The organism is Nocardioides sp. Soil777, assembly GCF_001428425.1.
Classification (GTDB): Bacteria; Actinomycetota; Actinomycetes; order Propionibacteriales; family Nocardioidaceae; genus Nocardioides; species Nocardioides terrigena.
In genome coordinates this window covers 1-13672 of record NZ_LMSN01000011.1, presented here as the reverse complement: position 1 = coordinate 13672, position 13672 = coordinate 1, and the positions used below count along the sequence as shown (strand labels likewise).

15 protein-coding genes and 1 pseudogene are annotated in these 13672 nt (G+C 70.6%); 4 read left to right on the top strand and 12 right to left on the bottom strand.

All coding sequences use genetic code 11. The features are described from left to right. A partial coding sequence (locus ASG88_RS07465) for a radical SAM protein (RefSeq protein WP_157559623.1) occupies positions 1 to 600 on the bottom strand: 600 nt, incomplete at its 3' end. A gap of 77 nt (positions 601 to 677) precedes the next feature. On the opposite strand from ASG88_RS07465, the gene mmuM reads away from it, so the two are divergent. Further along, complete coding sequence (mmuM, locus tag ASG88_RS07460) at positions 678 to 1577, top strand: homocysteine S-methyltransferase (RefSeq protein ID WP_056886807.1); 900 nt, start codon at positions 678 to 680, stop codon at positions 1575 to 1577. Positions 1578 to 1601: 24 nt separating this feature from the next. Here the strand turns inward: mmuM and ASG88_RS07455 are convergent, their stop codons facing one another. The 7 genes from ASG88_RS07455 to ASG88_RS07425 form a co-directional block, all read right to left on the bottom strand. Next, positions 1602 to 2162: a hypothetical protein gene (locus ASG88_RS07455; RefSeq protein ID WP_157559622.1), complete on the bottom strand. Its 561-nt coding sequence runs from the start codon at positions 2160 to 2162 to the stop codon at positions 1602 to 1604. A 132-nt stretch (positions 2163 to 2294) separates the two neighbouring features. Beyond that, positions 2295 to 3155, bottom strand: coding sequence for an NAD(P)-dependent oxidoreductase (locus ASG88_RS07450; protein ID WP_235534765.1), 861 nt, complete (start codon positions 3153 to 3155; stop codon positions 2295 to 2297). A 58-nt stretch (positions 3156 to 3213) separates the two neighbouring features. Next, positions 3214 to 3618 carry a universal stress protein gene (locus ASG88_RS07445; RefSeq protein WP_056886805.1) on the bottom strand — a complete coding sequence of 135 codons (405 nt, stop codon included), beginning with the start codon at positions 3616 to 3618 and terminating at the stop codon, positions 3214 to 3216. A 7-nt stretch (positions 3619 to 3625) separates the two neighbouring features. After that, positions 3626 to 4336 carry an RraA family protein gene (locus ASG88_RS07440; protein ID WP_235534764.1) on the bottom strand — a complete coding sequence of 237 codons (711 nt, stop codon included), beginning with the start codon at positions 4334 to 4336 and terminating at the stop codon, positions 3626 to 3628. Beyond that, positions 4333 to 5355 carry a tripartite tricarboxylate transporter substrate binding protein gene (locus tag ASG88_RS07435; RefSeq protein WP_235534763.1) on the bottom strand — a complete coding sequence of 341 codons (1023 nt, stop codon included), beginning with the start codon at positions 5353 to 5355 and terminating at the stop codon, positions 4333 to 4335. Before ASG88_RS07435 ends, ASG88_RS07440 begins: the two co-directional genes overlap by 4 nt. 66 nt (positions 5356 to 5421) lie before the next feature. Beyond that, the gene (locus tag ASG88_RS07430) at positions 5422 to 6927 is read right to left on the bottom strand and encodes a tripartite tricarboxylate transporter permease (protein WP_056886804.1); all 1506 of its coding nucleotides are present in this window, start codon (positions 6925 to 6927) and stop codon (positions 5422 to 5424) included. A gap of 1 nt (position 6928) precedes the next feature. After that, positions 6929 to 7516, bottom strand: a complete 588-nt coding sequence (locus ASG88_RS07425; protein ID WP_082600085.1) for a tripartite tricarboxylate transporter TctB family protein — start codon at positions 7514 to 7516, stop codon at positions 6929 to 6931. 155 nt (positions 7517 to 7671) lie between these two features. Here ASG88_RS07425 and ASG88_RS07420 point away from each other — a divergent pair, with 155 nt between their 5' ends. Continuing rightward, entirely contained in the window at positions 7672 to 8430 is a 759-nt protein-coding gene (locus ASG88_RS07420; protein ID WP_056886802.1) for an IclR family transcriptional regulator, read from the top strand. A 107-nt stretch (positions 8431 to 8537) separates the two neighbouring features. Here ASG88_RS07420 and ASG88_RS07415 read toward each other — a convergent pair whose 3' ends face one another. Together ASG88_RS07415 and ASG88_RS07410 are read right to left on the bottom strand one after the other, a co-directional pair. Then, a complete protein-coding gene (locus ASG88_RS07415) occupies positions 8538 to 9833 on the bottom strand; it encodes a multidrug effflux MFS transporter (RefSeq protein ID WP_056886801.1) in 1296 nt (431 codons plus the stop codon). A gap of 43 nt (positions 9834 to 9876) precedes the next feature. Continuing rightward, positions 9877 to 10839, bottom strand: coding sequence for an alpha/beta hydrolase (locus ASG88_RS07410; RefSeq protein ID WP_056886800.1), 963 nt, complete (start codon positions 10837 to 10839; stop codon positions 9877 to 9879). Positions 10840 to 10972: 133 nt separating this feature from the next. Between ASG88_RS07410 and ASG88_RS07405 the strand changes: the two genes are divergently transcribed. Further along, positions 10973 to 11866, top strand: coding sequence for a helix-turn-helix transcriptional regulator (locus tag ASG88_RS07405; protein ID WP_056886799.1), 894 nt, complete (start codon positions 10973 to 10975; stop codon positions 11864 to 11866). Next, entirely contained in the window at positions 11863 to 12258 is a 396-nt protein-coding gene (locus tag ASG88_RS07400) for a cupin domain-containing protein (protein ID WP_056886798.1), read from the top strand. Before ASG88_RS07405 ends, ASG88_RS07400 begins: the two co-directional genes overlap by 4 nt. Positions 12259 to 12779: 521 nt before the next feature. Here the strand turns inward: ASG88_RS07400 and ASG88_RS07395 are convergent. Further along, positions 12780 to 13391: an NTP transferase domain-containing protein gene (locus ASG88_RS07395; RefSeq protein ID WP_157559620.1), complete on the bottom strand. Its 612-nt coding sequence runs from the start codon at positions 13389 to 13391 to the stop codon at positions 12780 to 12782. Beyond that, a pseudogene (gene fbiC, locus ASG88_RS23300) lies at positions 13388 to 13672 on the bottom strand (7,8-didemethyl-8-hydroxy-5-deazariboflavin synthase); the annotation flags it as partial. The gene ASG88_RS07395 and the pseudogene fbiC, both read right to left, overlap by 4 nt.

Genomic DNA, 13672 nt, shown 5'->3' with positions numbered 1-13672 from the left:
CCGCGAGGTCGTCTCGAGCATCATCCCCATCGACGGCGAGACCGGCTTGAGGCGCGTCATCTCCTCCCACGACATGACACCCGGGTTGAGGTGCGGCAGCAACCCGGTCTCCTCCAGCACCCGCACCGCCATGGCGCGGACGTAGGCCAGCGTGGAGTCGTAGCCCTGCTCGTCCAACCAATCCCGCGCCTCGGGCCACCGGTCCTCGGGCCGGTCGCCGAGGGTGAAGAGCGCCTCCAGGCATCCCAGCTCGGCACCCCCACGGGCGATGGCCACGATCTCGTCCGGCGACAGGTACGGCGCCCGCCCCTCACGCGCTGCCTGGGCCGGGGACTCCACGAACGTGCAGTAGTGGCACCGGTCCCGGCACAACCGGGTGACCGGGATGAAGACCTTCGGCGAGTACGTCACGACCCCCGGTCGACCCGCGGCCACCAGCCCGGCGTCCCGCACCCGCGCGGCGACCGAAGTCAGCCGGTCCAGGTCCTCGCCCGTCGCCGACATCAGCACCGCGGCCTCCGCCACGTCCACCGCCGCACCCCGCTCGGCACGCGCGAGCGCGCGGCGTACCTGCTGCGGGGTGGGCACCGGTTCCGTCACGACTCCATGCTCTCGCACCGCCGTCTCGCGGGCGCCCGGGGACCCATGGGCAAGACGGGCGTGCGAGAGGATGAGGGATGCCCGCGACCTCCACCCCCGACTCCGTCACCGTGCTCGACGGCGGCCTCTCCACCGCCCTCGAGGAGCTCGGCGCCGACCTCGGCTCCTCGCTGTGGACGGCCCGGTTGCTCAGTGACGACCCCCAGCTGGTCGTCGCGGCCCACCGTGCCTACTTCGACGCCGGCGCCCAGGTCGCGATCGCGGCCAGCTACCAGGCCAGCGTGCCCAGCCTCGTGGCCGCGGGGTTCGACGCGGCCGAGGCCGCCCGGCTCATCACGTCGAGCGTCACCCTCGCCCGGCAGGCTCGCGACGAGGCGTCCGCGGACAGCGACCGTGGTCTCCTCGTCGCCGCCTCGGTCGGTCCGTACGGCGCGGTGCTGGCCGACGGCTCGGAGTACCGCGGCCGTTACGGGCTCTCGGCGTCTGAGCTGCGCGACTTCCACGGTCCGCGCCTCGAGCTGCTCGCCTCGTCCGGCCCCGATCTGTTCGCCGTGGAGACCATCCCGGACGTCGACGAGGCCCGCGTCCTGGTGGAGCTGCTGGACGAGGTCGGCATCCCCGCGTGGTTCACCTACTCGGTCCGGGAGGGCCGGACCTGCGCCGGGCAGTCGCTGTCCGAGGCGTACGACGCCCTCGCCGGGTCGTCGTCGATCCTCGCCGCCGGCGTCAACTGCTCCCACCCGGACGAGGTGCTCGAGGCGGTGCGGGCCAGCGTCACCGCCACCGGCCTGCCCGCGGTCGCCTACCCCAACAAGGGCGGCAGCTGGGACAGCGCCACCCACACCTGGGAGGGCGCGTCCGGCCTGGATGCTGCCTCCGTGAGCGCGTGGGTCGTGGCGGGGGCGCGGTACGTCGGCGGGTGCTGCGGCACCGGGCCGGCCGACATCGAGGCGCTGGCCGCGGCGCTCCCCGCCTGACGCCGGAGCGTGAGCCGGACCGGATCAGCCCAGGGCGGCGAGCAGCTCGGCCTTGCTCTTCCTCGAGTAGCCGGCGAGTCCGCGCGAGCGGGCCTCGGCGCGGAGCGCAGTGACCGTCCAGCTGTCATCGGGGCCGGCCTTGGCTGCCGGGCCAGGAGTGGACTCCGCCGGCGTCTCGACCTCGACCACCTCGACAGGCGGGGCCACCTCGTCGGGCTGCGCCGGTGCGTCCGGCGCCACCGCCAAGGTCGGTCGGGACACCCCGGCCGAGGCCTTCGGCGCCGGCTGCTGCGCCTTCGCCAACTTCTTCTCCAGCTTGGAGACCTTGGCGCTCGATGCAGCGGCCTCGGCCCGGTCCTGCTTCGCCCGCTTCATCCACTTCGCGGCCTTGGCCTCGGCGCTCGCGACTGCCGACTCGAGCTTCTTGACGCGGCCCTCCAGCTTCTTGGCGATCGCCTTGAGCTCCGCCTCGCGCACAGCTGCGGCGTCCTTCAGCTTCTTCTTCGCCGAATCCTTCTTCGCCGCATCCTTCTTCGCGGCCTTGCTCGGTGCCTGCTTCTTCTTCTCGACGGTCTTCTTCGCCATGTCCACCTCCGGGTTGCACCCATCATGTCGGGCCGAGGGGGTCCTGACCATGGGCGGCGACCAGCATGCGGAGCCGGCAGCACTGTGCGCCCGGTGTGGGTTCGGTGTCACCCGGTGGCACCGAACCCACACTCAACGGGTCTGTCGGTCGAGGACACGCAGGTGGTGAGCGGTCGCCTTCGCCATGGTGGAGTCCACGCCCAGGTCGTCGAGGTAGGCCGCCGCCGCCTCCATCTCGTCACCTCGGCGCCGCGCGTGGACGACGCTGCCCGTGAGCCAGCGGTCGATGGTGCTCTGACCGTTCCCCGAGAGCTCACGGGCGATCTGGTCGCGGATCCACTCCTCGAAGCCGACGGCCCGTCCGGCCGTGACGGCCTCCGTGACGGCTGCAGCGAGACCCTTCATGAACACGCTTCGCAGCAGCTTGTGTGCCATGGCATCGCCCAGGTTGCCGTCCACGACCGCGACATCGGCGCCCAGCCCGCGCATGAGGCCGGCCACCCGCTGGGCAGCCGGACCCGCCGCCATCAACGGGGTCGCGGTGCGGAGCTGGATGACAGGTCCGAGGATGGCCACGTCGGCGAGCTCGACGTCCGGCCGGGCCGCGAAGAGCTCGATGAGCGACCGCTTCGCGTCCGGCGCGGAGGAGGTGCAGTCGACGTACGCCGCGCCGCGGCGCAGGTGGCCCACGGCCTGCTCGGCGACGGTGCGACCGGCACCGGCGGCGGTCAGGACGAGCACGACCTCGGCGTCGGCGACGGCGTCGGCCAGGGTGTCGCACACACGCACCCCCTCGACGGGGTCGACGGCGTAGGGGTCGAACCCCGTGACCTTGTGGCCGGCCTCGTGCAGCGCGGTGCCGTAGATGCGGCCGACCTCGCCGAGGCCGACGATGGCGACCGTCATGCTGCCGCCGTCGTGGGGTGTCGTGCCAGTGGCGTCGGGGCTGCTGTTGGTCTTGGCGGGGGCGCTGTCCGGCGTGGTCGGAGACATGCGTACCTTTCTGGGCCCGCGTGCGGAGCACACGCAGTCGTGGGGATGGTGGTTGTGGTCAGGCGGACGACGTCGCGTCGCGGACGGCCAGCACGTTGCACGGGGCGTTGAGCAGCACGGTCTGAGCGGTGCTGCCCATGAGGAACTTCCCGGTGCGTGATCGGCTGCGCAGCCCGATGACGACGAGCTCGGCGTTCGCCGTGCTCGCCTCGTCCAGGAGGGTCTGCGCGGGCGCGAGGGCGTCAGTGTCCTGGTGGACACGGACGCTCACTCCTCGCGCCTCGGCGTCCGTCACGGCCTGTGCAAGTTCGTCCTGTGGTGCCAGGCCCTTGTCGGCGTACGACGCGCCGGTGGCGGAGTTCACCAGGACGAGGTCGACGTTGCGACGGACTGCCTCCTCGATGGCCGCTTCGAGCACGCTGCGTCCCAGCGGGGTGGGTGTGTAGCCGACGACGACGGTCATGGCGCCCTCACCCCGCCCTGGTCTGCACGTCGGGACCGGAATCCGGTACGGCGTCGAGGTCGGCGTCGATGCGCCGGCGGATGGCGAGCTCGTCCTCGTGCTTGGCCTGGGCGAGGTCCGCGACGCGCTCGGCCATCGCGAGCGGGATGACGACGACGCCGTCCTCGTCCGCGACGACGATGTCGCCGGGGCTGACCACGACACCGCCGACGGCCACCGGCGAAGCCAGGGCGAACGGGCCGTCCTTGTACGGGCCGGCCGGGGTGAGGGCGCGGGCGTAGACGGGCATGGAGTACTCCTCCAGGCCGGTGGCGTCGCGCACCGCCCCGTCGATAACGAACCCGACGACACCCTTGACCTTCGCCTTGCCGCCGATGAGCTCGCCGAGCAGCGCCCGGGACAGGTCCCCGCCGCCGTTGACGACGATGACGTCGCCGGGCTGCACGTGCTCGAGGGCCGCGTGGAGGCCGAGGTTGTCGCCCGGACGGGTCCACACGGTGTAGGCCGAACCGACGATGGTGGCGCCCTCCCAGACTGGCTTGATGGCGGCGTCGAGTGCCCCGAGCCGGTGCATGGCGTCGCCGATGTTGGCGGTCGGCAGGCTCCGGTACCGGTTGAGCTGGTCCGCGGTGGGCCGCTCCCACGTCTCGTGCGAGACGGCCGCTCCGGGCTGCACCACTGCCGTGGTGGTGTGCTGGGTGCTGGATGCGCCGGTCACGACTGCTCCTCCTGCACCAGCGGGAGCAGGTCGGAGAACAGGCTCTCGGTCTCGTCCCAGTAGGTCGCGTACTCGTCGGCGTCCATGTAGGAGGGGGCGAGGCCGACCTGGGTCATCTTCTCCTCGAAGGCAGGGTCCTCCATGATCTCGCCGATGGCCTCGGAGACCTGGTCGACGATCTCGTCGGGGGTGCCGGCCGGGAACGCGAAGCCGCGGCTCGAGGAGATCTCGACGTCGTAGCCGGTCTCGGTGAAGGTGGGGACGTCGGGGAGGAACGGGCTGCGCTCCGCCTCCATGACACCGATGACCTTGACGTCTCCGGCGTCGATGAGGGGCTGGAGGTCACTCACGTTGGTGAGCAGGATGTCGACGTTGCCGCCGAGGAACGCGGTGGTGGCCTTGGTGCTGCCGTCGGCGAAGTGCACGGGGGCGATCTCGACGTCCGCTGCCTCCTGGAGCCGGGCGAGCGCGAAGTGCTCGTTGCTGCCCACGCCCGTGGTGGTGGCCTGCAGCTCGCCGGGGTTCTCCTGGGCGTAGGCGATGAGGTCCTCGGGGGACTCGAGCTCGCTGTCCGGGGCCACGGCGACCGCGGTGGGGTCGATGACCTGCAGCGCCACGGGGGCGAAGCTGTCGCGGTCGTAGGAGGCGCCCCGGGCCTCGTCGAGGACGGTGACGATGGCGGAGGGGAAGGTCACGGCGCTCATCGTGTATCCGTCGGGGTCGGCCTGCGCGAGCTCGGTGTAGGCGACCTGGGAGTTGGCCGAGGGCTTGTTGGTGACCGTGACGGAGGTGTCGAGCTTCTTCTCCAGCTCCTCGGCGATGAGGCGGGAGCCGGTGTCGGTGGGCCCACCGGCGTCGTAGCCGACGAGGAGCTCGATGCCCTGGCTCGGGAACTCACCCGATGCGTCGGCGGCACCCCCCGCCTCGGTCTGGGCGCAGCCGGCGAGGGTCAGGGTGAGCGCAGCGCTGGCCAGTGCGGCGGAGCGGAGCGGAGTGCACTTCATGGTGGTGCCCTTCATCTGGAGGTGGTGGTGTGGAAGCTGTCGTGAACGGGTTGGACGGGCAGGCGGAGCAGTCGGGAGCGCTCAGACCTCGGCATCGGTGGGGAGGCCGGCCTTGCGCTTGAGGCCCGCGCTGGACACGGAGGCCAGGAGGATGACGGCGGCGACCACGAGGAAGGCCAGGGAGAGCGGCCGGTCGACGAAGATGGAGAAGCTGCCGCGGGAGAGCTGGAGCGAGGAGCGCAGGGCGCTCTCCAGGAACGGCCCGAGGATGAGGGTCAGGACCAGCGGCGCGAGCGGGAGGCCGACCTGGCGGAACACGAACCCGATGACCCCGAACGCGATCATGATGTAGATGTCGATGACGCTGTTTGACACGGCGTACGAGCCGATGACGATGAACGCGAAGATGACCGCCCGCAGCACCGAGTAGGGGATGGCGAGGATGCGGGTCCAGAGGCTGACCAGCGGCACGTTGAGGATGAGCAGCAGCAGGTTGCCGACGAAGAGGCTGGCGATGACGGTCCACACCAGCTCCGGCTCCTGGGTGAACAGCGTGGGGCCGGGGGTGACGCCGTTCTGCAAGAACGCTCCCATCAGCACGGCGATCGCTGGTGAGGCCGGGATGCCGAGGGTGAACAGGGGGATGAACGCCGCGTTGCTGTGCGAGTTGTTCGCGGTCTCCGGGGCCGCGACGCCCTCGATGGCGCCGGTGCCGAGCTCGGCGCGGTGCTTGGAGACCTTCTTCTCGGTGCTGTAGGCCAGCAGGGACGAGATCGCCGAGCTGACCCCGGGGATGAGGCCGACCAGGCCGCCGATGGCGGTGCCGCGCGCGATGGAGGGAGCGGCACGTCGGGCGTCGGTCCTGGTGGGCAGGAGCTCGCGCAGGGTCGGTGCGGTGGGACGTGGCGCCGCGCCCCCGCTGGTGGCCAGGAGCTCGCCGAGGCCGAAGAGGCCGACGAGGACGGGCACGTAGCTGATCCCGTCGAACAGGTGGGCCTGTCCGAAGGTGAAGCGGGGCATGCCCACGACCGGGTCGATGCCGACCATGGCGATGAGGAGTCCGAGGGCGGCGGAGATGATGCCGAGGAGGACCGAGCGGCCGACGAGGCCGACCAGCAGCGCCAGTCCGATGAGGACGAGGGCGAAGAACTCGGGCGGGCCGATCTTCAGGCCCAGGCGCGAGAGCGGCTCGGCTGCGACGACGAGCGCGAGGGTGGCGACGGTGCCGCCGATGAACGAGCCGATGCCTGCCATCGTCAGTGCGGCGCCGGCGCGGCCCTTCAGGGTCATCGCGTAGCCGTCGATGCAGGTGATGGCCGACTCGCCCTCACCGGGGATGTTGAGCAGGACCGACGTGATGGTGCCGCCGTACGCGCCGCCGTAGAAGATCGCGGCGAGCATGATGATCGCGCCGGCAGGATCCATGTTGAGGGTGAGCGGGATGAGGATGGCCATGCCGGCCGTGGACCCGATGCCGGGCAGCAGCCCGAGGATGGTGCCGAGCAGGCAGCCGATGAGCGCGAAGGCGAGGTTCTGCGGCGTCAGTGCCGCAGCGAAACCGTCGAGGAGCATGGCGAAGGCGTCCATGTCAGAACCCCATGTCGCGCAGGAACGGGATGGACGAGGCCGGCAGCGGGACCGTCAGGAACCGGGTGAAGACCACGAACACGCCGACGCTGCTCATGAGCGCGAGGGTCAGCGAGAGGAGCAGTCGACGGCGGCCGAGCACCAGCAGGTGGAAGAGCACGAACAGGAACATCGCGAGCTGGTAGCCGAGGACCTCCAGGCTGGCGGCCAGGACACACAGGCTGACCACGATGGCCACCACCGTGGGCAACGAGTACTCGGGCGCCTCGTCCTGCGGGACGACCAGGGCGTCGCTCGCCTGGCCGTTCGTCGGGTCCTCGCCAGCGTCCTTCGCGGATCGCGCGATCCGGACGAGCTGGACCAGCCACAGTGCGCCGCAGACGACGAGGATCCCGCCGAGCCACCGCGGGAAGAACCCGGGGCCCGGTCCCAGGGCCGTCCAGTACGCGTAGTCGCGCGACCCGATCAGCGCGGCGGCGCCGACGAGCGTCACGAGGCCCGCCGCTGCCGTCGACAACCACAGACGGCGCCACACACCGTCGCCCGTTGCCTGCTGTGCACCCGGGTGGGTGTCTACGTCGGCACTCATCTGTTTTCTCACTGTCTGATAGACCTTCTCACGTAACGATCAAACCATGCGTGACCGCCATCACCTCTGTCAACCCCCGATCTCCCGCATGCGCTCAACGCGCACCACGGCTGCGAGGATCAGGGCACGACAGCGCTCTGCCGAAGGGGGACTCCATGACAGAGGCGAAGGCCGCCAGCACGATGCGGTCGCTGGAGCGCGCGATCGACGTGCTCGAGGTCCTCGAGGCCTCCCGGACGCCGCTGCGGCTCAGCGAGGTCGCACGTCGCTCGGGCCTGCACGTGGCGACGACGCAACGCATCCTCAGCGTGCTCGAGGCCCGCGGTCGCGTGGAGCAGGGCCCCTCCGGATACCGCACCGGGGTGGCCATGCTGTTCGGCGCGCACGCCTACCTGGCCACCAACCCGGTCGCCGTGGCGTCGCCCCTGGTCCTGCAGGAGCTTGCGACAGCCACCGGGCTCACCGCGTCGGTCTTCGTCCGGGCCGGTGACTCACGAGCCGTCGTGGCGCGTGTCGAGGGCAAGAACCCGTTGCGCTACCTGCTCCCCATCGGCCAGCGACTGCCCCTGCACCTGGGTGCGGGCAAGATCCTGGCCGCGCACATGGAGCCCGCCGAGGTCGACGACCTCCTCACCCGGGTCGGCGTGCTCACGCGGGTCAGCGGCCAGGTCCTGACACCCGAGGAGCTCCGCGCCGAGCTCGAGTCCATCCGCCAGCAGGGTGTCGCCTTCTCCACCGACGAGCGCGTCGTCGGCACGTCCTCCGCCGCCGCCCCTGTGATCGTCCAGGACGGGCGTTGCATCGCCGCCGTCCAGGTCGCCGGACCGTCGACGGACGACGCCTTCAGCGACTCGGCGTCGTTGGGGGTCGAAGTGCGCCAGGCGGCTGCGGCGCTCGCCGCCCGGCTCGGCTGACCCGCCCGACGGACGATCCCGTTCCGACGCCATCGGTGGGTCGGTGGTGCCGGGCGAGGCCAGGTCGGCGCGCATGTCGGACATGTGGTGCTCCCTTCGGTGGCGCTTCAGGAGCGCGACATCGGGTGGCCGGAGGTGCTCGGGCGAGAGCTCGGGTGGTGCGCGGCAAGGGCGAGCGCAGCAAAGGACGCGGCTACGAGCGCGAGGACGATGGCAGCCATCGGTACGGCGGTGCGCTCGCCGCCGAGTCCGGCGAGCGGGGCGATCACCCCGGCCGTGCACCACTGCAGGAAGCCGAGCACCGCAGATCCGGTGCCGGAGTGCTCCGGCACCTCGGCGGAGGCAAGTGCCCCGGCGTTGGGGCCGACGAGGCCTTGGGCGCTCATCAGCACGAAGAAGCCGACGACTGCCACCCACAGGGGCATGTCGAACCACGCTGCCCCGACGAGCAGGAGCACTCCGGCGGCACCGGTGGCAGTGAGGCCCACCGCGATGACGGTGCGGGTCGGCACCCGGCCGGCCATGCGGGCGGCCGCGAGCGTGACCAGGGTCAGGCCGACGGCGTTGAGGGCGAAGTCGACCGAGTACATCATCGGGGAGAGCCCGTTCATGGACTGCAGCACGAACGCCGAGGTCGCGACGTAGGCGAAGGTCACTCCCATGGAGAACGCCATCACCACCAGGTAACCGACGAATCCCGGTCGTCCCAGCACGTGGCCCACGGATCGACGGAGCCGCCGGATTCCGCCGGCGTGACGCCGCTCGACGGGGAGCGACTCCGGCACCGACAGAGCGACACACAGGATCATCACCGCAGCCCACGCGGCGAGGAGCCAGAAGGACACCCGCCAGCCCGACAGCTGCAGGAGCAGCGCACCCACCAGGGGTCCGACGATCGGCGCGATGCCGGCCACGCCCTGGACGACGTTGAGGGACCGGACCAGGCGGGGCCCGGAGGTCAGGTCCACCACCACCGCCCGCGCGATGACCATCGCCCACCCACCGCTGAATCCCTGGACGAACCGTGCCACCAGCATCACCCCGATCGTGGGGCTGAGCGCGCACACCGCCGAGGCGAGGGCCAGCACCACGATCGAGGCCAGCAGCGGTCCACGCCGGCCGCGCTGGTCCGAGAACGGGCCGCCGACGAGCTGGCCCAGCGCCATGCCGACGAAGAACGTCGTCAACGTCAGCTGGACCCCGGTGGCGCCGGCGCCGAGGTCGTTGCCCACCAGGGGGAAGGCCGGGACGTACATGTCCGTGGCCAGGGGCGCGATCATCGTCAGGAGGATGACGTTCGCGAGCACGACCTTGCTCAGACGTGCCCCGCCCGTTGCCGATGAGAGCAGTCGGTCCGGCTCATCGACCGTCGTCTCACCGTGTCGTTCGCTGGTGGTGCGCATGTGGTGCAGGTCCTCTCGGGTCAGTCGCAGCTGGCGGGGGTGCTCACGCTCGGGCGAGACTCTCGGCGAAGAACGTCTCCAGCCGGTCGAACGGGATCAGGTCGGTGCGGTCGTAGAGGTCGATGTGCCGGGCTCCGGGAACGACCACCAGGTCCTTGGGACCAGGCGCCTGCTCGTGGATGGCGTCGCTGAAGTAGCGCGAGTGCGCCTGGTCGCCGGTGATGAGCAGGATCGGCCTCGGAGCGATGTCCTCGAGGTGACCCACGGCACCGAAGTTGATGTGCGACATCGCGCTGGTGACGGTGAACCCCCCGATGGAGCGGGGGTGGTGACCGCGCTCGGTGACGTAGTACTCGAAGAACTCGCTGGTGACGGGGTCGAGACCATCGGCCGGGATCTCGTCGGGGAAGACCGGTGACAGCTCGGGCTCACCCGCGTCGACGTCCTTCCACCGCTGGACCGCGAGGTCTCCCAGTGCCTTCTGACGGTCCTCGTCGGTCTGGCTGCCCTGCCACCCGTGGCGGTGCAGGCCGCTGATGTCGTACATGGCGGAGGTGGCCACAGCCCTGATACGGGTGTCGACCTGGGCGGCGTTCAGCGCGAAGCCTCCGCTGCCGCAGATCCCGATGGCACCGATCCGCTCGCGATCGACGTACGGCACGGTGCCGAGGAAGTCGACGCCGGCGCTGAAGTCCTCGGCGAAGAGCTCGGGGGACGTGACGTGGCGCGGCTCGCCGGTGCTCTCCCCGTTGTACGACGGGTCGAAGCCGATGGCCACGAACCCCCGCTGGGCGAGCTCATGGGCATAGACCCCGGGACCCTGCTCCTTCACCCCACCGTGGGGCGGGCCGATGACGATCGCGGGGTGGCCGGTCGACTCGTCGAGGCCCTTGCTGCGGTAGAGGTCAGCGGCGATCTCGATGCCGTAGCGGTTCTTGTAGCGGACCGGGGTCCTGGTCACGTCGTCGGAGAGGAGGAAGGTGTAACCGTCAGCGTGGAGCGTCATGTCTGCTCTTTCCGTGTGTTGTCGGTGGTCTCGACATCCACGAAAGCCCATGCGACACCGGCGCAGAAGGTCGCGTTTATGGGGGTACAAACGCAACCTCCCTGGCCCCGGGATCCCCCGTACCGTGGCAGTCGTGGACCCGGAAGAACGCCCTGACAACCGCGAGGACATCCGCGAGTTCCTCGCCACCCGTCGCGCACGCCTCACCCCCGCCGACGTGGGCCTGCCGCCCGGCAGTCGTCGACGTGTGCCCGGGTTGCGCCGCGAGGAGGTCGCCGTGCTGGCAGGGGTCAGCATCGAGTGGTACACGCGCCTGGAGAAGGGACACATCACGGGCGTGTCCGAAGAGGTGCTCGACGCGGTCGCACGCGCCCTCCAGCTCAGCGAGGCCGAGCACGCCTACCTCTTCGACCTCGCCCGCGCCGCTCGTCCGGCAAAGCGCGCCCCTCGCCGGCGCAAGCCGGTCGAGGTGCCCGAGAGGCTCCGGTGGATGCTGGACTCCGTGCTGGGCTCAGCCGCCATCGTCGCCAACGGCCGCCTGGACCTCCTCGCCGCCAACGACCTCGGCCGGGCCCTGTACTCGCCGGTGTACACCGGCGAGCCAGGACCGCCGAACATCGCCCGCTTCCAGTTCCTCGATCCTGCGGCCGAGGCGTACTACACCGACTGGGATGCCGCGGCCGACGTCACCGCCGCCCAGCTGCGCACGGAGGCCGGCCGGAACCCGAACGACAAGGAGCTGCGTGACCTCATCGGCGAGCTCTCCACCCTCAGCCCGGAGTTCCGGACACGCTGGGCGACCCACAACGTGCGGTTGCACTTCGCGGGGGCCAAGGAGTTCAACCACCCGGACGTCGGGCGCATGGACCTGGCGTACCACTCGATGGACGTCTCGGACCAGCGGGACCGGACCCTCGTGACGACCTTCTACACCGCCGAACCCGGCACCGCCTCCGCGGACCGCCTCCAGCTCCTCGCGAGCTGGGCCGCGACCCACTCCCGCCTGACCAAGGAAGAGACACCATGAAGTACGTCCAGAGCGGCGGCACGACTGCCGCAGGCCCCAGCGACTGGTTCACCGGCGCTGTCTACATCGACGGCGTCCAGAGCCCCGGTGAGGACTCGACGCTGAGCTGCGCCCACGTCCGGTTCACCCCCGGAGCCAGGACCTTCTGGCACACGCACCCCCAGGGCCAGACCCTCTACGTCACCGACGGCATCGGCTGGGTCGGCACCCGCACCAGCACCACCCAGGAGATCCGCCCCGGTGACGTGGTGTTCATCGAGCCCGGCGAGGAGCACTGGCACGGCGCCACCCCCGAGCGGTTCATGTCCCACGTGGCCCTCAACGAGGCAGACGACGAGGGCCGGGTCGTCACGTGGCTCGACCCCGTCACTGACGACGAGTACAGCGCCTGACGCAGCCGCCGCGGCGCTGGGAGCTGGTGCGGAGCGGCGCCGGCGCACCCGGGACGACGAAGGCCCCCGACCTGCATCTCTGCAGGTCAGGGGCCTCCGGTGGAGCCGCCTGTCAGAATCGAACTGACGACCTAATCATGACGAGTGAATAGGTCTCGCTCGACCGCGGTTCGTGGAGCTGACCTGCGCAAACGCCGCGGACGTGACGTCATTGCGGATCACGTTCGATCACGCTGCACACTATTGAAGCGGCGCGGATCCCAGCCTTTGTGTTGAGTTTGTGTTGAGCGCAGAGCGCCTTCACTCGGCTCGCCACGAGTACATGACCTCTTGGCACTCCACGCAGTTCCTGTCCCGTCCTTGGACGAGAGTGAGCTGCCAGAAGATGGGCCATCCGGCCGCGGGCAGTCCACAGGGCGTGAACGGGTCTCCGGGCCTCTTGGCGTGCCACATGCCGAACGGCTCAGGGGGCTTCACGGCGGCCGACGACCGGTGACGAGCCGAGACCATCCACGACGTGGTCATGACGCGAAGGCGCCCGTCAACGGATGTGCCGGGAGGTCTTCCGCGGTGTCCAGGTCGCGGCGCAAGGACAGTGGGCTTGCGCCGGCACGGCGGTAGCCCAGCCGCTCGTGCATCACGGCGGAGTTCCGCCCGAAGCCGATGCCGGGGCACCTCTCGGGGCCGTGGATCAGGAACGTCGTGCCGGTCCCTTGATGGTCGGCGACGAACAGAGGGCTTCTCGTGAGGAGGAACTCCCGCACCACGGTGTCGAGATCGGCGGGACGCAGCTCAGGAAGGTCGGCGACGATGATCGCGACCGGTGCGTCCGGTCGACCTCCCAGCGCGCGCTGTCGCCCCAGGTCGGCAGCCCGGACCATGCCAAGGGGGCGGGGTTCCGCCACCACGCGGGCACCCGCGAGCAGAGCGTCCCGAGAGATGTCGGGGTCACTGGTAACAACGAACACGGCGCCTACGGACTCAGAGGCCAGGCCTGCTCGCACCGTCGAAGCAGCCAGGCGCAGCGCCAGCTGACGCGATTCATTGCGCGGCAGCCCAAGTCGCGTCTTGGCGGTGTGAGCGTCCTTCGCCAGGACGATCAGGGACGCAGCATGCCGACCTGCTCTGCTCACGGTGCGACCGCCTGTAGGGGCCGGGCCGGGGCGCCGTACGTGGTGGTGCGCTCACGCATCGGGCGCCCGATGCCCGCCCCGATCTCGTGGAGGTCGGCGATGGTCTTGGCCGAGCCGTGCTCCGAGCCGGCCATCCGCGAGATGGTCTCCTCCATGAGCGTCCCGCCCACGTCGTCGGCACCTGCACGGAGCATCGCCCGGGTGCCGTCGACACCCAGCTTGACCCAGCTCGTCTGGATGTGGCGGATCGAGCCGTGCAGCATGATCCGACCCATCGCGTG